Genomic DNA, 20646 nt, shown 5'->3' on the forward strand with positions numbered 1-20646 from the left:
CGCGCGAACGCGCGCCCACCCACACCGGATCGAAACCACTCGCATGACCGCCACGCCCAAGACCCTGTTCGACAAGCTGTGGGACGCGCACGTCGTCGTCCCCGAGAGCGAAGCCGCGCCCGCGGTGCTCTACATCGACCTGCACCTGATCCACGAGGTCACCTCCCCGCAGGCCTTCGCCGAGCTGCGCGCGCGCGGCCTCGCCCCGCGCCGGCCCGAGCGCACCAAGGCCACCCTCGACCATTCCACGCCCACCCTGCCCGCCGACGCCCACGGCCGCCAGCCGTACTCCACCCCGGCGGCGCAGGCCCAGGTGCAGAGGCTGATCGACAATTGCCGGGCCACCGGCATCGAGCTGTTCGGCTTCGATTCCGAGCAGCGCGGCATCGTCCACGTGTTCGCGCCGGAGATGGGCTTCACCCAGCCCGGCATGACCATCGTCTGCGGCGACAGCCACACCTCCACCCACGGCGCGTTCGGCGCCCTGGCCTTCGGCATCGGCACCAGCGAGGTCGGCCACGTGCTGGCCACCCAGTGCCTGCTGCAGCGGCGGCCGAAGACGATGGCGGTCACCGTCGAGGGCGAGCTGGCGCCCGGCGTCGGCGCCAAGGACGTGATCCTGCACGTGATCGGCGCGATCGGCGTCAACGGCGGCACCGGCCACGTCATCGAGTACCGCGGCTCCACCATCCGCGCGATGGACATGGAGCAGCGCATGACCCTGTGCAACATGTCGATCGAGGCCGGCGCGCGCGCCGGCATGGTGGCGCCCGACGAGGTCACCTTCGCCTGGCTGGAAAAGGCCCCGCGCGCGCCGAAGGGCGAGGCCTTCGAGGCCGCCAAGGCGCGCTGGCGCGAGCTGCGCAGCGACGCGGGCGCGCGCTTCGACGCCGAGGTGACCATCGATGCGCGCGACATCCGCCCGACGCTCACCTGGGGCACCCATCCCGGCACCGCGATCGCCGTCGACCGCGCAGTGCCCGCCGCGCACGACGAGGCCGACCGCAAGGGCCAGCGCTACATGGGCGTCGAGCCCGGCCGCCCGCTGGCCGGGATGCCGGTGGACGTGGTGTTCGTCGGCTCCTGCACCAACGGCCGCCTGCGCGACCTGCGCGAGGTGGCGCAGGTGCTGGCCGGCCGCCGCGTCGCCCAAGGCGTGCGCATGCTGGTCGTGCCCGGCTCCGGCCAGGTCAAGCGCGAGGCCGAGGCCGAGGGCATCGATGCCATCGTGCGCGCGGCCGGCGCCGAATGGCGCGAGCCGGGCTGCTCGATGTGCATCGCCATGAACGGCGACCTGGTCGCGCCCGGCCAGCTCGCGGTGAGCACCAGCAACCGCAACTTCGAGGGCCGCCAGGGCCCGGGCGCGCGCACCGTGCTGGCCTCGCCGCTGTCGGCGGCGTGGGCGGCGGTGCGCGGCGTCGTCGCCGATCCGCGTGAGGCCCTGCGCCCCGCATCCCCCACGCCCGAACCGCAACGCGAGGTGGCCTGATGAGCGCGCTCCACTCCCCCGATTCCGTCGCCTCGGCCGCCGACGCCGCGCGCGTGCGCATCCGCTCGCGCAGCGTGGTGCTCGACCAGCCCAACATCGACACCGACCAGATCATACCGGCGCGCTTCCTCTCCACCACCGAGCGCAGCGGGCTCGGCCAGCACGCCTTCAGCGACTGGCGCCGGCGCGCCGACGGCAGCCCGGACCCGGACTTCCCGTTCAACCGGCCGGAGAACGCCGGCCGCACGATCCTGATCGCCGGGCGCAACTTCGGCTGCGGCTCCTCGCGCGAACACGCGCCCTGGGCGCTGCGCGACCTCGGCCTGCGCGCGGTGATCAGCAGCGAGATCGCCGACATCTTCCGCAACAACGCGCTGAAGAACGGCCTGCTGCCGGTGGTGCTGCCCGAATCGGCGGTGCGGGCGCTGATGGCCCGGCCCGACGACGAACTGGAGATCGACATCGCCACCCGCGAGCTGCGCACGCCCGACCACGGCGTGTTCCGTTTCCCGCTCGACGCCTTCGCCCGCACCTGCCTGCTCGAAGGCGTCGACGAACTGGGCTACCTGCTGTCGCGGCAGGACCGCATCCAACTGTACGAGGAACGCTTCCATGCACGCTGACATCGTCGTCCTGCCCGGCGACGGCATCGGGCCCGAGGTCACCGCCGCCGCGGTCGCGGTCCTGCAGGCCGTCGCCGACCGCCACGGACACCGCTTCGCCTTCGCCGAGCACGACATCGGCGGCATCGCCATCGACCGCCACGGCGACCCGCTGCCGGCGGCCACGCTCGACGCCTGCCGCAACGCCGACGCGGTGCTGCTGGGCGCGGTGGGCGGCCCGAAGTGGTCCGCCCCGAACGCGCCGGTGCGCCCGGAGCAGGGCCTGCTCGCGCTGCGCCGCGGCCTCGGGCTGTACGCCAACCTGCGCCCGGTGCAGCCGCACCCGGCCACCCTGGGCGCGTCGCCGATCAAGCCGCACCTGCTGGCCGGGGTGGACCTGCTGGTGGTGCGCGAGCTGACCGGCGGCATCTACTTCGGCGACAAGACCCGCGATGCCGAGGGCGCCAGCGACCTGTGCCGCTACAGCGTGGCCGAGATCGAGCGGGTGGTGCGCCGCGCCTGCACGCTGGCGCGCGGCCGCCGCCGCCACGTCACCTCGGTGGACAAGGCCAACGTGCTGGAGACCTCGCGGCTCTGGCGCGAGACCGCCGAGCGCGTGGTGGGCGAGGAATTCCCCGACGTGACCCTCGAACACCAGCTGGTGGACTCGATGGCCATGCACCTGCTGTCGCGGCCGCGCGCCTACGACGTGATCGTCACCGAGAACATGTTCGGCGACATCCTCACCGACGAGGCGTCCATGCTCGCCGGCTCGATGGGCCTGCTGCCCTCGGCGTCCCTCGGCGACGGCGACCGCGGACTGTACGAACCCATCCACGGTTCCGCGCCCGACATCGCCGGGCGCGGCATCGCCAACCCGGTCGGCGCGATCCTCAGCGCCGCGCTGCTGCTGCGGCACTCGCTGCGGCTGGAGGCGGAGGCGGTCTGCGTGGAGCGCGCGGTCGGCGCCGCGCTGGACGCCGGCGCGTTCACCGCCGACCTGGCCGGCGACGGCCGCGCGCTCGGTACCGAGGCCGTCGCCGCGGCGGTGATCGACGCGCTGGCGACCGCCTGCCACGTCAGCGAGCTGCGCGACTGAAAGGCGGACCCGGGGCCGCGCCGCGGCCCCGGGACGTCGCGCCGATGCGCGTCAGCCGCCCGCCGCGGGCGCCTCGTCCCGCTTCACCCGGAACCAGGCCGCGTACAGCGCGGGCAGGAAGATCAGCGTCAGCACCGTGGCGACGGTCAGTCCGCCCATGATCGCGACCGCCATCGGCCCGAAGAACACGCTGCGCGAGAGCGGGATCATGGCCAGGATCGCCGCCAGCGCGGTCAGCACGATCGGACGGAAGCGCCGCACCGTCGCCTCCACGATCGCGTCCCAGCGCGCATGCCCGGCGCGGATGTCCTGCTCGATCTGGTCGACCAGGATGATCGAGTTGCGCATGATCATGCCGGCCAGCGCGATCGTGCCGAGCATGGCGACGAAGCCGAACGGCACCCGGAACAGCAGCAGGAACAGGGTCACCCCGATCAGCCCCAGCGGCGCGGTCAGCAGCACCAGCAGGCTGCGCGAAAGGCTGCGCAGCTGCAGCATCAGCAGGGTCATCACCACGAACAGGAACAGCGGCATGCCGGCGGCGATCGAGTCCTGGCCGCGCTGCGAGTCCTCCAGCGTGCCCCCGGTCTCCAGCAGGTAGCCCTGCGGCAGCGCCTGGCGGATGTCCTCGAGCGTGGGCAGGATCTGCCCGATCACCGTCGGCGGCGTGGTGGCGTCGCGGATGTCGGCGCGCACGGTCACCGTGGGCAGGCGGTCGCGGTGCCAGATGATGCCGTCCTCGAACGCGTACTCCAGCGCGGCGATCTGCGACACCGGCACCGGGCCGCCCGGCGTCGGCACCGCCAGGCTGCCGAGCATCTCCAGGCCGGTCCGCTCGTCGGCGGGGCCGCGCATCAGGATCTCGATCAGTTCGTTGTCCTCGCGGTACACGCTCACGCGCAGCCCGGAAAGCGAGCCCGACAGGAACTGCGCGACCTGCTGCGAACTCACGCCCAGCGCCCGCGCGCGGTCCTGGTCGATGCGCAGGCGCACCACCTTGCTGGGCTCGTCCCAGTCCAGGTTGACGTTGACCGTGTGCGGGTTCGCGCGCACCCGTTCGGCCACCTCGCGCGCGATCGCGCGCACGCGGTCGATGTGCTCGCCGGACACCCGCAGCTGGATCGGGTAGCCGACCGGCGGCCCGGTCTCGAGCCGGGTCACGCGCAGCTGCAGCTCCGGGAAGCGCGGCGCGACCTCCCCGATCAGCCATTCGCGCACGTCCTCGCGCGCGGCGGTGTCGGCGGTCGTCACCACGAACTGGGCGAAGTTCGCCGCCGGCAGCTGCTGGTCGAGCGGCAGGTAGAAGCGCGGCGAACCGGTGCCCACGTAGGCGACGTAGTTCTCCACCCCCGGGCGGTCGCGCAGCATCGCCTCCAACCGCAGCGCCTGGGCCTCGGTGGCGCGCAGCGAGCTGCCCTCGGCCAGCTCCATGTCGACCATCAGCTCCAGCCGGGTGGAGTCGGGAAAGAACTGCTGCGGCACGAAGCGGAACAGCAGCGCCGAGGCGACCAGCGCGGCCGCGGTCAGTCCGATCACCAGCCAGCGATGGACCAGCGACCATTCCAGCCAGCGCCGGAAGCGGCGGTAGAACGGGCGCTGGTAGGGGTCTTGGCCGTGCGCATCGGGCGGACGCGGCGCGATCGCGGCGGCCAGCGCCGGGTGGCGGTCGGCCATGCGCTGGCGCCAGGCCCGCCAGCGCGCGGCCGGCGAGCCGGCCCGCGGCGGGCGCGGGCGGGCGAGATCGGGCAGCATCCGGTCGCCCAGCCAGGGAATGAACAGCACCGCCGCGATCCACGACACCACCAGCGCGATCGTCACCACCTCGAACAGCGAGCGCGTGTACTCGCCGGTCGAGGATGCGGCGGTGGCGATCGGCAGGAAGCCGGCGGCGGTGACCAGGGTGCCGGTGAGCATCGGGAACGCGGTGTGGTCCCAGGCGTAGCTGGCCGCCTTCAGCCGGCTGTAGCCCTGCTCCATCTTGATCGCCATCATCTCCACCGCGATGATCGCGTCGTCCACCAGCAGGCCCAGCGCCAGCACCAGCGCACCCAGCGAGATCTTGTGCAGGCCGATGCCGAAGTAGTGCATGGCGGCGAAGGTCATCGCCAGCACCAGCGGGATCGACACCGCCACCACCAGGCCGGTGCGGAAGCCGAGCGAGAAGAAGCTCACCAGCAGCACGATGATCACCGCCTCGGCCAGCACCTTCACGAACTCGCCCACCGAATCCTTCACCGCGCGCGGCTGGTCGGCCACCTTGCGCAGCTGCATGCCGGCCGGCAGGGTCTCCTGCAGGCGCGCGAACTCCGCCTCCAGGGCCCGCCCCAGGCGCAGGATGTCGCCGCCGTCGTGCATCGACACCGCGATGCCGATCGCGTCCTCGCCCATGAAGCGCATCCGCGGCGCCGCCGGGTCGGCGAAGCCGCGGCGGACGGTGGCGATGTCGCCCAGGCGGATGGTGCGGTCGCCGGCGCGCACCGGGAACGCGCGGATCGCCTCGACGGAATCGAACGCGCCGTCCACGCGCAGCTGCACGCGTTCGCTCCCGGTCTCGAAGAAGCCGGCCGGCGTCACCGCGTTCTGCTGCGCCAGCGCCTCCTGCACCGTCGCCAGCGGGATCCCCAGCGTGGCCAGCCGGGTGTTGCTGACCTCGATCCAGATCTTCTCGTCCTGCAGTCCGACCAGCTCCACCTTGCCCACGTCCTGCACGCGCTGCAGCTGCAGCTGCAGCCGGTCGGCGTAGTCCTTGAGCACGGCGTAGTCGAAGCCGGCGCCGGTCAGCGCGTAGATGTTGCCGAAGGTATCGCCGAACTCGTCGTTGAAGAACGGCCCCACCACGTCCTGCGGCAGCGTGGCGCGGATGTCGCCGACCTTCTTGCGCACCTGGTACCAGAGCTCGGGAATGTCGCGCGAGCGCATCGAGTCGCGCGCCATGAAGACGATCTGCGACTCCCCGGGCCGCGAATACGAGCGGATGAACTCGTAGTCGCCGGTCTCCATCAGCTTCTTCTCGATGCGCTCGGTGACCTGGCGCGAGACCTCCTGCGCGGTGGCGCCGGGCCAGACCGTGCGGATCACCATCGCCTTGAAGGTGAAGGGCGGATCCTCCGACTGCCCCAGGCGCAGGTACGACCAGGTGCCGACGATCGCCACCACCAGCATCGCGTAGAGCACCAGCCCGCGGTTGCCCAGCGCCCATTCGGAAAGGTTGAAGCGGCTCATGAGGCGGGCGGGATGCGGCAGGCGTCAAGGGGAAGGACGTGAGCAACTGCCCCTCCTCCCGCTAGCGGGAGAAGGTGGCGCGAAGCGCCTGATGCGGGCGCTTCTGGGGGCTCTGCTGGACTCATCGCCCCCATCCCATCCCTTCCCCCGCAAGCGGGGGAAGGGCGAGGGTGCCGGGCGGGAGTCGCTCCGGGGCGGTCACGGAATCGTTTCCGGGCGGGGCTTCGGGGCGTTCGGTTGGATGCGTCGCCCCCATCCCATCCCTTCCCCCGCAGGCGGGGGAAGGGCGACGGTGCCAGGCGGGAGCCGCTTCGGTCGGCATCAGTCGGCCTTCGCGCCATCCGGCTTCGGGACGTTCGGTTGGATGGGGCGGTTGTTGCGGTCGACGGGGGTCACCCGCTGACCCGGGCGCAACAGGTGCGCGCCGGCGGCGATCACCAGGGCGTCCTCCGGCAGGCCCGAGCGTACCGGCACCCGTTCCTCGCCGTAGGCGCCCAGCTCGACCGGTCGCGGCTGCGCGGTACCGTCGGCGGCGACGATCCATACCACCGGCGCGCCGTCCTCGCCGCGCTGTACCGCCGACAGCGGCACGCTGCGCGGTGCGTCCGCGGCCTGCCGCAGGTAGACCCGCGCGCTCTGGCCGAGCGCTACTTCGTCGAGCGCGGCATCGTCCAGCGCCACCCGCGCGGCGTAGGTGCGCGCCTGCGGATCCGCCGCCGGCGCGATCTCGCGGATCCGCCCAGGCAGGCGCCGGCCCGGCGCGCTCCACAGCTCCACTTCCGCCGGCTGGCCCAGCGAGAACGCGTGGATCCGCGTCTCGGGCAGCGCGATGGCGACCTCGCGGGCGCCGTCGGCGGCAAGCACGTAGACGGTCTGGCCCGCGCCGACCACCTGCCCGGCCTCGGCCTCGCGGCTGGCGATCACGCCGTCCTCGGGCGCGCGCAGTTCGGCATAGTCCGACTGGTTGCGGGCCACGTCCAGCTGCGCCCGCGCGGCACGGGCCTGGCCCTCCGCCGCGCGCAGCGCCGTGGTCTGCGCCTCCAGCGCCGAGGCGCTGACCAGCCGCTCCCGCGCCAGCTCCGCATAGCGGGCCTGCTCGGCGCGGGCGCGCACCAGCTCGGCCTCCGCGGCGCTGTATTGCGCCTGCGCCGACTGCACCTGCAACCGCAGGTCGCCGGAATCCAGTTCCGCCAGCACCTGCCCGCGGCGGACTTCGGCGCCGGCATCGACGTGGCGGCGTATCAGTTGCCCGCCGACCCGGAACGACAGCGGGCTCTCCTCGCGCGCGCGGATCTCGCCCGGCAGGGCCAGCGCCGCGGCCGCGGCGCCCGCCGGTGCCGCGTCCACCAGCACCGGCCGCGCCGCCTCGGGCGCGGCCTCGTCCCGCCCGCAGGCGGACGTGAAGAGCGCCGCGGCCAGCAGCGCGGCGCGGAACAGCAGGCGTGGGGCGTTCATGCGGAAGGCGATGAAGGAGCCGGGGCGTAGAGTATAAATATCAAACTGATTGGTCTAGTATTGTCGGATGCCCCAACAAGCCTCCAGCAAGCCCGCGGTCCGGCCCACGGCCAGCCCCGGCCGCCCCAAGGACATGGCCAAGCGCGCGGCCATCCTGGCCGCCGCCGAGCGCATGTTCCTGCGGCACGGCTACGAGGGCGTCAGCATGGACCAGATCGCCGCCGAGGCGGGCGTCTCCAAGCTGACGGTCTACAGCCATTTCGGCGACAAGGAGGCCCTGTTCGCCGAGGCCGCGCGCGGTCACTGCGAGAAGCAGATGCCGACCTCGGCCTTCGACCCCGATCCCGCGGTGCCGCTGCGCGAGCGCCTGATGACGGTGGGCAGGGCGTTCTTCGGCATGATCAGTTCGCCGCAGGCCATCGCCGGCCACCGCATGCTGTGCACCCCGCAGATGGTCGAGAAGCGCCTGGCGCAGCTGTTCTGGGAGAGCGGGCCGCAGCGGGTGCAGGACAAGTTCTCCGCCATGCTTGAGCGGCGCATCGCCGCCGGCGAGCTGCGGATCGACGACGTGGCGCTGGCCTCCTCGCAGTTCTTCGCCCTGCTCAAGGGCGAGGCCCACCAGCGCCTGGTGTTCGGCTGCTGCGAGCGCTCGGAACTCGACCCGGACACGCAGGAGGCGCACATCGCCGCCTGCGTGGACATGTTCCTGCGCGCCTACGGCAGGCCGCGATGAACTCGCCCCATGACCGCGGTCGCGGTGACTTCTGGCACTCAGCGCCCACCGCCCCCCGCCCCATGCTGCCCCCACCGGCCCGGCCCGGTAAAATCGCGCTCCCCGCGCACGAGACCGCACGATGACGATCGATTACGCCGCCGCCCGCGAAGCCATGGTCGAACAGCAGGTCAGACCCTGGGACGTGCTCGACCTGCGCGTGCTCGACGTGCTGGCCGAACTGCCGCGCGAGCGCTTCGTCGCCGCGCCCTACCGGGCGATGGCCTACGGCGACATCGAGCTCCCGCTGGCCCACGGCGAGCGCATGCTCAAGCCGGTCGTGGCCGGGCGCCTGCTGCAGGCGCTGCTGGTCCAGGACGGCGAGGACGTGCTGGAGATCGGCACCGGCAGCGGCTACGTCAGCGCCTGTCTGGGCCGCCTCGGCCGCGACGTGGTCTCGCTCGAGCGCCACGCCGACCTGGCCGCCGGAGCCGCCGAGCGCCTGCGCGAACTGGGCGTGCTCAACGTCGCCGTGGAACATGCCGATGCGCTGGCCTGGCAGACCACGCGCCGCTTCGACGCGATCTGCGTCAACGCCGCGGTGGACCAGGTGCCGTCACGTTTCCTCGAGTGGCTGCGTCCGGGTGGACGCCTGTTCGCGGTGCGCGGCCGGGCGCCGGCGATGGAGGCGGTGCTGATCCATCGCACCGGCGAGGATGTCAACGCCGTGCGCATCGAATCGTTGTTCGAAACCGAGCTGGCCTACCTCGCCGGGGCCGAACCGGCCGCGGAGTTCCAGCTCTGATCCACGCGTTCTGATCCGCGCGGGCGCGCCCCGCCCCCGCCTGCGCCCCGTGCGGCGCGGTCGTTCCACCGAAGCCAAGGACCCTCCATGCTGCGCCGCCCCCTCGCATTCGCCCTGACCCTCGCCCTGCTGCCCGCGTCGGCCTTCGCCCAGGACCTGGTGCAGACCTACGAACTGGCCCGCAGCGGCGACCCGCAACTGTCCATCGCCGAATCCAACCGCGCCATCTCGCGCGAGTCGGAGGTGCAGGCGCGCGCGCAGCTGCTGCCGCAGCTCAACGGCAGCGTCGGGCTGAACCGCCAGTACGTGGCCGGCCAGGACGGCGACGCCCGCACGCGCACGCTCGGCGCCAGCCTCAACCAGACCGTGTTCGACCTCGGCCTGATCTCCAGCTACCGCGCCCAGCGCCAGCTCAACGTCGCCGCCGGGCTGGACCTGGAAGCCGAGAACCAGAACCTCATCACCCGCACCTCGGCCGCCTACTTCAACGTGCTGGTCGCCATCGAGACCCTGGCCGCGGCCGAGGCCGCGCAGGAAGCGCTGCAGAAGCAGTTCGACTTCGCCAGCCGGCGCCTCGAGGTCGGCCTGGCGCCGATCACCGACGTGCACGAGACCCGCGCCCAGTTCGACGACGCGCGCGCGCGGGTGATCACCAGCCGCAACGCGCTGGAGGACGCCTACCAGGCCCTGGCCGAGATCACCGGCGTGCCGGTGCGCAACCTGCGTGCGCTGCCCGAGGATTTCCAGCCCGAACTGCCCGCCGGCGGCGACGCCGATGCCTGGGTGGCCGCGGCGCTGGAGCAGAACCCCTCGCTGCGTGCGGCCGAATACGCCGTGCGCGCCGCCGAGCACAACGTCACCGGCGCCAAGGCCGGCCACCTGCCGCGGCTGGCGCTGGGCGCCGGCTACAACAACAACACCTACTGGGGCGACCTGAACGTCACCCCCGAGAACCCGACCGGCGCGCGCCGCTCCGAGGGCCACAGCATCGGCCTGACCCTGACCGTGCCGATCTTCTCCGGCGGCGCCACCCAGTCCGGCGTGCGCCAGGCCATCGCCAGCCGCGACATCGCCGAGGACCAGCTGATCCAGACCCGTCGCGCGCTGGAGCGCAACGCCCGCAACGCCTACCAGACCGTCGTCGCCGGCGTGACCGAGGTCGAGGCGCGCCGCCAGGCGGTGATCTCCGCCCGCGCCGCCTACGAGGCCTCCGAGGTCGGCCTGGAAGTCGGCACCCGCACCGTGGTGGACGTGCTGATCAACCAGCAGAACCTGCTCAGCGCCGAACAGCAGTACGCGCTGGCGCGCTACAGCTTCCTGCAGAACCGGCTGCTGCTCGAGCAGGCCGTGGGCACCCTGGACATCTCTGACCTGCAGGAGATCAACCGCCTGCTGACCGTGGATGCCCGCACCCCGGCCACCGCCCCGACCGCGCCGACCGGCGCGCAGCAGTAGCGTCGGCGCGGTTCGCACCGGCACCGGAAGCCCCCGTCCGCGGGGGCTTTTTCGTGGTGCTTGATACCGGGCACCATGTCCCACGGCCCCGACCAGACCATCGTGCGCGGCATGGTCGTCCGTCGCTCGGCAGAAGCACCTTTCCTCTGCTCCCAGCCCCCGGCCCCGGTGCCTGGCCCGTCAATCGCGCGCCAGCGCCGCCACGGCCGGCGTCTCGTCGATCGCCGCCAGGTCCGCCTCCACCAGCGCCAGGGTGCGCCGCAGCGCGCCGCGGCCCTGCTCCACCAGGGCGGCGGCGGCCTCGGTCATGCGCGCGCGCTCGCCGGGATCGGCCAGCAACGCCTCGAGCGCATCGCCGACGCCGTCGGCGTCCTGGCCGATGCGCATCGCGCCGGCGCGCTGCAGCTGGCGGGCGATGTCGGCGAAGTTGTGCAGGTGCGGACCGGTGACGATGGCGGTGCGGGTGGCGGCGGGCTCGAGCAGGTTGTGGCCGCCGATGTCCTGCAGGCTGCCGCCGACGAACGCCGCCTGCGCGCAGCCGTAGTAGCGCAGCAGCTCGCCGAGGGTGTCGATCACGAACACCGCGTCGCCCGCATCGGGCCAGCGGGTGAGGGTGCGGGTGGCGGTGCCGAAGCCCGCGTCGATGGCGGCCTGCACGGCGGCACGGAAGCGCTCGGGATGACGCGGCGCCCACAGCAGCAGCAGATCCGGCCAGCGCGCGCGCAGCCGCCGGTGCAGCGCGACCACGGCCGCCTCCTCCTCCGGGTGGGTGCTGGCCGCGATCCACACCGGCCGCGGACCCACGCGGGCGCGGAAGTCCTCGACGAAGGCGGCCCAGGCCGGATCGACGTACATGTCGAACTTGAGGTTGCCGGTGACCACGACCTGCTCCGCGCGCGCGCCCAGCCGCACGAAGCGGCGACCATCGTCCGCCGACTGCGCCGCCACCCCGCGCAACGTGCGCAAGGCGCGCCCCAGCAGCGGGCGCAGGGTGCGGTAGCCGCGCAGCGAGCGCGCCGACAGCCGCGCGTTGACGATGTAGACCGGGATCCCGTGGTCGCGGCAGCAGAACAGCAGGTTCGGCCACAGCTCGGTCTCCACGATCAGCCCCAGCCGCGGCCGGTAGTGATCGAGGAAGCGCCGCACCGCGCCGGTGAGGTCGTAGGGCAGGTAGACGTGCTCCACGCGGTCGCCCCACAGCGCGCGCACGCGCGCCGAGCCGGTCGGGGTGATGGTGGTGACCAGCAGCCGGTGGTGGGGGCGTTCGCGCAGCAGCGCGTCGATCAGCGGCGCGGCGGCGTTGACCTCGCCCACCGAGACCGCGTGCACCCACACCGTGGCGGCCAGCGCCTCGCTGCTGTAGACCGCGTAGCGCTCGCTCCAGCGGTGCAGGTACTCGGCCTGGCGGAAGCCGCGCCAGATCAGGTGATACACGGTCACCGGCACCAGCACGTACAGCAGCGCGGAGTACAGGGCGCGCAGCACGCGCTCGGTGCGGAGGATCGACATGGGGCGAAAGGATAACCGCGCCCGCGGACGGCGCCGGTAAAATGCCCGCATGTCCGCCTCCTCCCCCTCCGGCGCCGGGACGCCTCCCCCGCTCGGCCCGCGCCACTGGCCGGCATGGCTGGGCATCGGGCTGGCCGCCGCGCTGGCCCGCCTGCCGTGGTCCTGGCAGCGCGCGCTGGGGCGGGCGCTGGGCGATGCGCTGCGCGGCGCGCTGCGGCAGCGCCGCGAGGTGGCCGCGCGGAACCTGGCGCTGTGCTTCCCGGAGCTGGACGCGGCCGCGCGCGATGCGCTGCTGCGCGCGCATTTCCACGCGCTGGGCATCGGCTTCTTCGAGTTCTCGCGCGCCTGGTGGGGCTCGGTGGCGCCGATGCGCCGGGGCCTGGTCGTGGAAGGCCTGGAACACCTGGAGGCGGCGCGCGCCGGCGGCCGCGGCGTGATCGTGGTGTCCGGGCACTTCACCACCCTGGAGGTCTGCGGGCGGCTGATGTGCGACCACGTGCCGCTGGCCGGGATGTACCGCCCGCACGCCGAGGGCGCGATGGAATGGGCGGTGCGGCGCGGACGGGCGCGCTACGCGCAGGCGATGTTCCCCAAGCAGGACGTGCGCGGCACCGTGCGCCACCTCAAACGCGGCGGCCTGCTGTGGTACGCGCCCGACCAGGACCCGAGCCGCGGCGACGCGGTCTACGTGCCGTTCTTCGGCCAGCCCGCGCACAGCCTGACCTCCACCCACCAGCTGGCGCGGATGTCGGGCGCGGCGGTGGTGCTGTTCCAGCACGAGCGACGCGCCGACGGCGGCTACACGCTGCGGCTGTCGCCGGCGCTGGCGGACTTCCCTTCCGCCAGCGCGCACGACGATACCGCGCGGGTGATCGCCGGCATCGAGGCGATGGCGCGCGCGGCGCCGGCGCAGTACCTGTGGATCCACCGCCGCTTCAAGCGCCAGCCCGAAGGGCGCGACGTCTACGGCGACTCGGCCCGCGACCCCGCCTGACGGCATACCGCGCGGCGGCGCGCCCGCTGCGCTACGCCGTCGCGGGCGCGGCTTCCGGCGGGCGCGCCGTACGCCCCAGCAGGCTGCCGGCGTACAGCGCGGCCAGCAGCAGGGTCAGCCCGCCCCAGAAGGTCGAATAGAACGCGAGATGGGTGTTGAGCGGGAACACCGTGACCGCCAGCGCCAGCATCGCCGGGCGCGCGCGCTCGCGCGCGGCCGCATCGGCATAGCGCCAGGCGCGCCAGGCCATGGCCGCACCGGCCAGCCACAGCAGCAGGCCCAGCACGCCGGTTTCCGAGGCCACCTCCAGCACGATCTGGTGCGCGTGCAGCGCGGGCCCCTCGCCCCACACCGGCATCTCGCCGGCGGCCGGGTCGCAGCCGTCGAAGGCCTTGCGGAAGCCGCGCACGCCGACGCCGTTGACCGGCGACTCGCCGATCATGCACACCGCCGAGCCCCAGATCCGCGCGCGGCCGGACAGCGCCATGTCCACGCCGGAGTCGTCGGCGCTCAGCGCCTGCGCGGTGCGCGCCACCCGCTCGCGCACCTGCGGCGAGAACACGGTCAGCGCGGCCATCAGCGCGGCGCCGGCGGCGAAGACCAGCAGCAGGCGCTTCCAGCCCAGCAGCCGCCAACCGGAGAACAGCAGCACCAGCGCGTAGGTGATCCAGGACGCGCGCGATCCGGCCAGCAGCACGATCACGCCCACCGCGGCGGCCGCCGCGATCCAGCCGGCCGCTCCGAAGCGGCGGCCGGCGGCGTAGAGCAGGAACGGCGACAGACTGGCCAGCACCACGCCCATCTTGAGGTTGCACGGCCCCAGCACGCCGCCGAGGCGATCGAGCGCGGCCACGTCCTCGGCGCTGCACATCGGCCGGCCGCTGACCAGTTGCTTGGCCGCGTCCAGGCCCCAGAACAGCGGGCTGGTGCCGAACAGGCCCTCGACCAGCGCGTCGAGCGTCCACACCGCGACGATGACGGCCATGCCGCCGAGGGTGATGCGCAGGCCGCGGTCGTCGGCCACCGCGGCGGCGACCAGCCACAGGAACGGCAGGTAGCGGATGTCCACCACCGCCTCGCGGGCGCTGCGGCCCGGATCGACCGCGCCGATCACCGAGAACACCTCCGGCAGCCAGTAGGCGGCGAACAGCACCGTGGTCAGCGCCCAGGCCTGCGGGCTCAGCAGTGCCTTGCCGCCGCGGAAGCGCGCCATCAGCAGGCGCACGATCGCGATCAGCGCGCCGACCACCATCACGCCCTCGGCGTAGCCGGGCATCGGCCACAGGGCCACGAAGGCGAGCACCCAGTGGGGCGCCCAGCGCCATCCGGGCGCCTCGGAAGCGGCGGGGGGCGGGGTCGGAATCATGGGCAGAGTTCGGCGTAGACGGCGAGCGTGGCGGCCTGCATGGCCGCGAGGGTGTCGGGCATCGTAGCAATCGCCGGCGGGCGGGCGAGCAGCGCGCGCGCGCGCGCGGCCAGCGCGTCGGTATCGAACGGCGCCACCGCGCCCTCCGGCAGGCGCTCGCGCAGCAGGTCGCCGACGCCGCCGTGGGCCCAGCCGAGGACCGGCCGGCCGACCGACAGCGCCTCCAGTACGGTGCGGCCGAAGGCCTCGGGCTTGCGCGAGAGCTGCAGGACCAGATCGGCGGCGGCATAGGCCTCGGCGATGGCGTCGGTGGGCGCGGTCAGCGCCAGCGCGCCGGCCACGCCCGCCGACGCCGCCTCGGACTCCAGCTCGGCCACGTAGCGCTCGCGGCCGGGCTCGCGCGCGCCGGGCATCCACAGCCGCGCATCCAGGCCGTCGGCGCGCAACGCGCGCAGCAGGGCGATGCCGTCGCCGTGGCCCTTGAGCCGGGTGCCGCGGCCGGGCAGCAGCAGCAGCGGGCCGTCGCCGCCCAGCGCCGGGTGCGCGGCCGCCACCGCCGCGCGCGCGGCCCGGTCGGGCGCGGGCCGGCGCGGGAACGCGGCCGGGTCGATCCCGCGCGGAATCACCCGCAGCCGCTGCGGATCGGTGCCCGGGTAGTGCGCGAGCACGTAGGCGCGCACCGTCTCCGACACGCAGATCACGCGCTCGCCGCGGGTCATGATCGCGCTGTAGCGCGAGGGCGAGTTGAGCCCGTGGACGGTGGTGACCCAGCGCGGCCTGCGCGCGGCCGGCAGGCCCTGCAGCGCCCGCCAGCCGAGCCAGGCCGGCAGCCGCGAGCGGGCATGCACCAGATCGGGCGCGCGCTCGGCGAACAGCCGCCGCAGCGTGCGCGCGTGGCGCAGGGCGAACAGCGACTTGCGTCCGATGTCGATCGCGACGTGCTCGGCGCCGGCCGCCTCCAGCGCGGGGACCAGACGGCCGCCGGCGGACACCACCAACGCCTCGTGGCCGGCCGCCACCAGCGCCCGCGCGATCTCCAGGGTCGAACGCTCCACGCCGCCGGCGTTCAGCGCCGGCAGCAGCTGGACCACGCGCAGCCGGCGCACGGGCGCAGCGCGCTCAGTCGACAAGGACGAAGTGCGCGCCGCAGTAGGGGCAATCGGCCTCGCCGTTCTCGGCCTCGATCGGCAGGTACACGCGCGGGTGCGAGTTCCACAGCGCCATCGACGGCAGCGGGCAGCTCAGCGGCAGGTCGCTACGGTGGACCTCGTAGCGCTGCTGGGCGTTGGCTTGTTCGGGCTGGGCGGATGCGGACATGGCAGGAGGCCGGGCGGAACGGGGGCTACAGTCTACCGGCAAGCGCGGATACGGGCCCCCGGGGCGGGCGCTCAGAGCCAGCCCTTCTGCCGCGCCAGCCGGTACGCCTCGATGCGGTTGCCCACGCCGAGCTTGCCGATCGCCTCGGACAGGTAGTTGCGCACGGTGCCGTGCGACAGGCGCAGCCGGGCGGCGATCTCGGCCGCAGACAGCCCCTCCCCGGCCAGCCGCAGCGCCTGCCGCTCGCGATCGCTGAGCGGGTCGGGCTCCGACCACGCCTCCAGCGCCAGTTGCGGATCGATCGCACGGCCGCCGCGGTGCACCTGCCGCAGCGCCTGCGCCAGTTGCTCGGCCGGCGCGTCCTTGAGCAGGTACCCGGCCACCCCGGCGTCCAGCGCGCGCCGCAGGTAGCCGGCGCGGGCGAAGGTGGTGACGATCACCACCCGCACCGGCAACCCGTGGCGCTGTACCCGCTGCGCCAGCTCCAGGCCGGTGATCCCGGGCATCTCGATGTCGGCGACCAGCACGTCGGGCGTCAGCCGTTGCAGCTCGGCCCAGGCGCGCTCGCCGTCGGCGCACGCCGCCACCACTTCCAGGTCCGGCTCCAGCCCCAGCAGCGCGGCCAGCGCGCCGCGCACCAGCGCCTGGTCCTCGGCCAGCAGGATGCGGATCATCGGCGGTCGCGGCGCGGCGGCATGCGCGCGACGTTAGCAGAGCGCGCCGGCATCGCCGGCCTCCCAGACCGCGCGGCAGCGCCGGAAACGGGCAAGGCCAGCGCGCACGATGGAAAGACAGTACCGAAATCGGTATCATCAGCCCTCATAAAAGTACTGGAACAGCGCCATGAACAGCGTGACCGTCGCCGAGATCAAACGCCGCGGCATGGCCGCGATCGAAGAAGGCCTCCAGCGGGGTCCGCTGCGGATCGTCAAGCGCAACAAGCCGGCCGCGGTCGTGCTCAGCGAGGAGGACTATCTGCGTCTCACCGGCGAGCAGCCGCCCGGCCGCCCCGGTATGACCGCCCTGCAATGGCTGCTGGCGCAACCCGCCGCCGGCCACCGCGACAAGGCGGACATCGACGCATCGCTGGCCGACGAGCGCGCTTGGTGATTGCGTTCTTCGACGCCAGCGTCCTGATCTATCTGATCGAGGGCAACGAGCCCTTTGCGCAACGCGTGCGCAGCCAGCTCGCCGCGGTGTCGCAAGCGCATCCCGGCCTGGGCGCCGCGGTCAGCCGCCTGTCCTGGCTGGAATGTCGGGCGGGGCCACTCAGGCAAGGCGACGCCTCGACCCTGGCGCTGTTCGATGCCTTCTTCGCGCGACCGGACCTGGTGTGGGTGGAACTGGGCCGGGACGTGGTGGAGCTGGCCACCGCCATTCGCGTCCGGCACGGGCTGCGCACGCCCGATGCCCTGCAAGCCGCGAGCTGCCTGCAACTGGGGCCGGCGCACGTGCTGCTGACGGGCGACGCGTCGTTCCAGCGGGTCCAAGGGCTCAACGTGTCCCTCCTCGGTTAGGCGCCGTCAGCGGCCAGCGGCACCCGCGCCAGCAGCCGGGTACCGCGGCCGGGCCCGGCCTCGATGCGCAGGCTGCCGCGCAGGGCCTCGAGGCGCTCGCGCATGCCCGACAGCCCGTTGCCGGGCACGATGGCGCCGCCGCGGCCGTCGTCGGCGATCCGCAGCACCGCCTCGCCCCCCTCCACCGCCAGCACGGCCTCGGCGCGCCGCGCGCCGGCGTGGCGCTGGATGTTGGTGGCCGCCTCGCGCACCGCCAGCGCGAGCGCGCTCTCCGCCTCCGCGGTCAATGCGCGCTCGGCGAAGCGCTCGCCGATCCGGTAGTCGAACGCGATCCCGCTGGTCTCCAGCAGCAGCCGCGCCGCGGCGAGTTCGCCGGCGAGGCCCGCGGCGCGGATGCCGCTCACCGCGCCGCGCACCTGCACCAGCGCCTCGCGCGCCGCGCGGCCGACCTCGGCGATCTCGTGACGGGCGGCCTCCGGGTCGCGCGCCAGCAGGCGCGCGGCCAGGTCGGACTTCAGCGCCACCATCGACAGCGTGTGCCCGAGCAGGTCGTGCAGGTCGCGGCCGATGCGCTCGCGCTCGGCCAGCGCCGCCAGCCGCCGCACCTCCTCGTGCGACAGCCGCAGCGCGGCGTCCTTGTCCTCGATCCGCCGCTCCACCTGCACGATCAGGCCGATGACCAGCGTGGTCACCGGCAGCCACGCCAGCGCCGACCAGGGGTAGCCGATGCCGCGCGCCCACAGCAGCAGCAGCGCGTTGAGCAGCAGCAGCGCGCCGAGGTAGGCCCAGACCGAGCGCCAGCCCCCGGCGCCCAGCAGCACGCAGCCGAAGACGAAATAGCTCAGGCCCGAGGGGTACCACGGCAGCAGCGCCAGGCACAGCGCGATCATCCCCAGGGCGTACCGGCGCACACGCGTCTGGGACGCGAGCAGGCTGCCGGCGAACAGCGCCAGGAACAGCGGATAGGACAGCGCCGTCAGCAGCGCCCAGCGCAGGTCGTAGCCGTGCGGGGAGAACATCGGAACGACGAACACCCACGCCGACCACAGCAGGTGGATGGCGTCGGCCCACGGCGGCCGGCCGTGGCGGCGGCTGACGGCGAACCGGGAATCGGGCGCCGGCGAGAACCGGCGCGGGAAGGTCGGGGGAGGCACCTGCGGTCCTGGCGCGCGGGCGGGAGCGCCCGCGCCGATCATGTCACGGCGCATCGTCCGCGGGCGGCGGTCGGCGCAGCTCGACGCCATCGATGCGGAACGCGAACGCGCCTTCCGGCAGGCCCGCGGCGAAGGCGATGCCGCGCAGGCGCGAGGGATCGGCGCCGGCGAACGCGGACAGCGGCAGGCGCACCTCGCGCCACTCGGGGCCGGCGACGAATGGCTGCATGCTCGGCATGGCCTGCTCGGAGGCGCCGGAGAACAGCATCACCTGATAGGTGCGCCCGTCGCCGCGCGCATGAAAGACCAGCTCGCTGCGTTCGGACAGGTCCACCGCCCGCATCGGCTGCGCGCCCGGGAAGAAGATCGCGCCCGCCCACGGGAAGGCAAAGCCCGGCGCGATCTCGCCGCTCACCTCCAGCGCCCCGCGCGAGCCCGCCGCGCCGCCTTCGGCCAGCGCGAGGCGCACGTCCGACGCGCCGCCGGCGATGCGGTCGCTGGTCGGCTGCCAGCTGCCGAACGCGGCCTCGATCGTTTCGCCGTCGAAGTCGGCGATCCGCGTCGCCTGCGGCGCGGCGCCGGCGGTCTCCGGGGGCGGCGTCGCACGCGCCACGCGATGGCCGTTCTTCCACACCCCGCGGAGCGCGCGGGTGGCGGCGATGTCGGTCAGCGGGTCGCCGTCCACCAGCACCAGGTCCGCGCGCAGGCCCGGCGCGATGCGGCCGCGGTCGCGCAGCCCGAAGCGCTCGGCCGGCCGCGAGGTCGCCGCCGCCAGCGCCTCGCGCGGGCTCAGGCCGGCGCGCACCAGCAGGTCCAGTTCGCCGTGCAGGCTGGCGCCGTGCGCGGTGCCGGGGTTGGGCGCGTCGGTGCCGGCCAGGATCGGCACCCCGGCCGCGTGCAGCCGGCGCACGCTCTCCAGCGCATCGCGCAGGCGCTGCGGGCGCGGCTGCCCCGCCATCGTCGCGTCCAGGCTGGCGCGCTGGCCCGCGCTCAGCAGCGGCGACAGCGCCGGGTCGGCGGCCAGCCGGCGGCCGGCATCGTCGCCGGCGACCGACGCGATCACCGACAGCGTCGGCACCACGAACGCGTCGCGCGCGGCGGCCTCGGCCACGAATGCGTCGTCGGCGACGGCATCGTCGAACACGTGCACGAAGCCGTCCACGCCGGCGGCCAGCGCCTCGCGCGCGCTGGCGGCGGTGGAGACGTGCGCCAGCGCGAGCCTGTCGTGGGCATGCGCGGCGGCGACGACCGCGCGCACCTGCGCCGGCGACAGCGTGGGCAGCCGCCGTTCGGCGTCGTAGCCGCTCAGGTCCTCGACGATCAGCTTGACGAAGTCGGCGCCCTCGGCCACGCGCTCGGCGACGAAGGCCGGGATGTCGGTCGCGGCATCGACCGTGGGCACCGGGAACCCGTACTGGGTGCCGTGGCCGCCCGGCGCGGTGACCGCGTAGCCGGCCGCCCACAGGTCGGCCTGCGCGGTCGGCGCGCGCGACTCGCGCTGCGCGCGCAGCGCCGGCAGGCGCTCGGCCATGCCGTGCATGTCGAGCGCGGTGGTGATGCCGAAGCGCAGCGCGTCGGCCTGGGCCTCGCCCCAGGCGTGCACGTGGGCGTCGATCAGGCCGGGCAGCAGGGTGCCGCCGGCGCCGTCGATCGTCGGCAGCCCCTCCGGCACCGCCACGTCGGCGCCGACCGCCGCGATCGTCCCGTCGCGCACCACCACCGTGCCGCGCTCGATCGCGCGCTCGCCGTCGAAGATGCGCACGTCGCGGATCGCGAACGCCGGCGCGCCGGCCGGCGCCGCCTCGCCCTCCGCCGCATCCGCCAGCGGGCCGGCCCAGCGCGCCACCGCCCCGCCCAGCACCGCCATCAGCACCGCCGCCACCGCCATGTCCAGCCAGCGGCCGGCCCTCCGGATCTTCCTGCTCGTCATCTGCCTGTCTCCTCGTTCGT

Annotated in this window: 18 protein-coding genes; 9 read left to right on the forward strand and 9 right to left on the reverse strand. The window is 74.0% G+C overall.

What is annotated here, in order from left to right; translation table 11 throughout:
* Positions 1–43: 43 nt before the first annotated feature.
* From leuC to leuB, 3 genes are read left to right on the forward strand one after another with little or no spacing between them, the layout of a single operon-like run.
* Positions 44–1489 (forward strand): 3-isopropylmalate dehydratase large subunit, encoded by a 1446-nt coding sequence (gene leuC, locus Z164_RS0114660; protein ID WP_024891433.1) that lies wholly within the window; start codon positions 44–46, stop codon positions 1487–1489.
* Positions 1489–2112: a 3-isopropylmalate dehydratase small subunit gene (gene leuD / locus Z164_RS0114665; RefSeq protein WP_024891434.1), complete on the forward strand. Its 624-nt coding sequence runs from the start codon at positions 1489–1491 to the stop codon at positions 2110–2112. The genes leuC and leuD overlap by 1 nt, the downstream gene beginning before the upstream one ends.
* Entirely contained in the window at positions 2102–3190 is a 1089-nt protein-coding gene (gene leuB / locus Z164_RS0114670; RefSeq protein ID WP_024891435.1) for a 3-isopropylmalate dehydrogenase, read from the forward strand. The genes leuD and leuB overlap by 11 nt, the downstream gene beginning before the upstream one ends.
* 51 nt (positions 3191–3241) lie before the next feature.
* On the opposite strand, the gene Z164_RS0114675 is transcribed toward leuB, so the two are convergent.
* Together Z164_RS0114675 and Z164_RS0114680 are read right to left on the reverse strand one after the other, a co-directional pair.
* Positions 3242–6412 carry an efflux RND transporter permease subunit gene (locus Z164_RS0114675; protein ID WP_024891436.1) on the reverse strand — a complete coding sequence of 1057 codons (3171 nt, stop codon included), beginning with the start codon at positions 6410–6412 and terminating at the stop codon, positions 3242–3244.
* Positions 6413–6733: 321 nt separating this feature from the next.
* Positions 6734–7867 (reverse strand): efflux RND transporter periplasmic adaptor subunit, encoded by a 1134-nt coding sequence (locus Z164_RS0114680; RefSeq protein WP_024891437.1) that lies wholly within the window; start codon positions 7865–7867, stop codon positions 6734–6736.
* Positions 7868–7934: 67 nt separating this feature from the next.
* Here Z164_RS0114680 and Z164_RS0114685 point away from each other — a divergent pair, with 67 nt between their 5' ends.
* The 3 genes from Z164_RS0114685 to Z164_RS0114695 all read left to right on the forward strand — a co-directional run bounded on the left by Z164_RS0114685 (position 7935) and on the right by Z164_RS0114695 (position 10839).
* Positions 7935–8600: a TetR/AcrR family transcriptional regulator gene (locus tag Z164_RS0114685; RefSeq protein ID WP_024891438.1), complete on the forward strand. Its 666-nt coding sequence runs from the start codon at positions 7935–7937 to the stop codon at positions 8598–8600.
* Positions 8601–8721: 121 nt separating this feature from the next.
* Positions 8722–9384, forward strand: coding sequence for a protein-L-isoaspartate O-methyltransferase family protein (locus Z164_RS0114690; RefSeq protein ID WP_024891439.1), 663 nt, complete (start codon positions 8722–8724; stop codon positions 9382–9384).
* 87 nt (positions 9385–9471) lie between these two features.
* The gene (locus Z164_RS0114695) at positions 9472–10839 is read left to right on the forward strand and encodes a TolC family outer membrane protein (RefSeq protein WP_024891440.1); all 1368 of its coding nucleotides are present in this window, start codon (positions 9472–9474) and stop codon (positions 10837–10839) included.
* A 180-nt stretch (positions 10840–11019) separates the two neighbouring features.
* On the opposite strand, the gene waaA is transcribed toward Z164_RS0114695, so the two are convergent.
* The gene (gene waaA, locus Z164_RS0114700) at positions 11020–12348 is read right to left on the reverse strand and encodes a lipid IV(A) 3-deoxy-D-manno-octulosonic acid transferase (protein ID WP_024891441.1); all 1329 of its coding nucleotides are present in this window, start codon (positions 12346–12348) and stop codon (positions 11020–11022) included.
* Between the two features lie 49 nt (positions 12349–12397).
* Here waaA and lpxL point away from each other — a divergent pair, with 49 nt between their 5' ends.
* Positions 12398–13342, forward strand: a complete 945-nt coding sequence (gene lpxL / locus Z164_RS0114705) for an LpxL/LpxP family Kdo(2)-lipid IV(A) lauroyl/palmitoleoyl acyltransferase (protein ID WP_024891442.1) — start codon at positions 12398–12400, stop codon at positions 13340–13342.
* 31 nt (positions 13343–13373) lie between these two features.
* On the opposite strand, the gene Z164_RS0114710 is transcribed toward lpxL, so the two are convergent.
* From Z164_RS0114710 to Z164_RS0114725, 4 genes are all read right to left on the reverse strand, one after another.
* Positions 13374–14708 carry an O-antigen ligase family protein gene (locus tag Z164_RS0114710; RefSeq protein ID WP_024891443.1) on the reverse strand — a complete coding sequence of 445 codons (1335 nt, stop codon included), beginning with the start codon at positions 14706–14708 and terminating at the stop codon, positions 13374–13376.
* Entirely contained in the window at positions 14705–15814 is a 1110-nt protein-coding gene (locus Z164_RS0114715) for a glycosyltransferase (protein WP_024891444.1), read from the reverse strand. Before Z164_RS0114715 ends, Z164_RS0114710 begins: the two co-directional genes overlap by 4 nt.
* 13 nt (positions 15815–15827) lie before the next feature.
* The gene (locus Z164_RS0114720) at positions 15828–16025 is read right to left on the reverse strand and encodes a zinc-finger domain-containing protein (RefSeq protein ID WP_024891445.1); all 198 of its coding nucleotides are present in this window, start codon (positions 16023–16025) and stop codon (positions 15828–15830) included.
* A 71-nt stretch (positions 16026–16096) separates the two neighbouring features.
* A complete protein-coding gene (locus Z164_RS0114725; RefSeq protein ID WP_024891446.1) occupies positions 16097–16699 on the reverse strand; it encodes a response regulator transcription factor in 603 nt (200 codons plus the stop codon).
* 169 nt (positions 16700–16868) lie between these two features.
* Between Z164_RS0114725 and Z164_RS0114730 the strand changes: the two genes are divergently transcribed.
* Positions 16869–17135 (forward strand): type II toxin-antitoxin system prevent-host-death family antitoxin, encoded by a 267-nt coding sequence (locus Z164_RS0114730; protein WP_024891447.1) that lies wholly within the window; start codon positions 16869–16871, stop codon positions 17133–17135.
* A complete protein-coding gene (locus tag Z164_RS0114735) occupies positions 17132–17542 on the forward strand; it encodes a type II toxin-antitoxin system VapC family toxin (RefSeq protein WP_024891448.1) in 411 nt (136 codons plus the stop codon). Before Z164_RS0114730 ends, Z164_RS0114735 begins: the two co-directional genes overlap by 4 nt.
* Here the strand turns inward: Z164_RS0114735 and Z164_RS0114740 are convergent.
* Together Z164_RS0114740 and Z164_RS0114745 are read right to left on the reverse strand one after the other, a co-directional pair.
* The gene (locus Z164_RS0114740; protein WP_081770209.1) at positions 17539–18738 is read right to left on the reverse strand and encodes a sensor histidine kinase; all 1200 of its coding nucleotides are present in this window, start codon (positions 18736–18738) and stop codon (positions 17539–17541) included. The two genes, Z164_RS0114735 and Z164_RS0114740, sit on opposite strands and share 4 nt — an antisense overlap.
* A 1-nt stretch (position 18739) precedes the next feature.
* A complete protein-coding gene (locus Z164_RS0114745; protein ID WP_152540955.1) occupies positions 18740–20626 on the reverse strand; it encodes a CIA30 family protein in 1887 nt (628 codons plus the stop codon).
* Positions 20627–20646: the final 20 nt, after the last annotated feature.

The organism is Luteimonas huabeiensis HB2, assembly GCF_000559025.1.
In the GTDB taxonomy this organism is placed as follows: domain Bacteria; phylum Pseudomonadota; class Gammaproteobacteria; order Xanthomonadales; family Xanthomonadaceae; genus Luteimonas; species Luteimonas huabeiensis.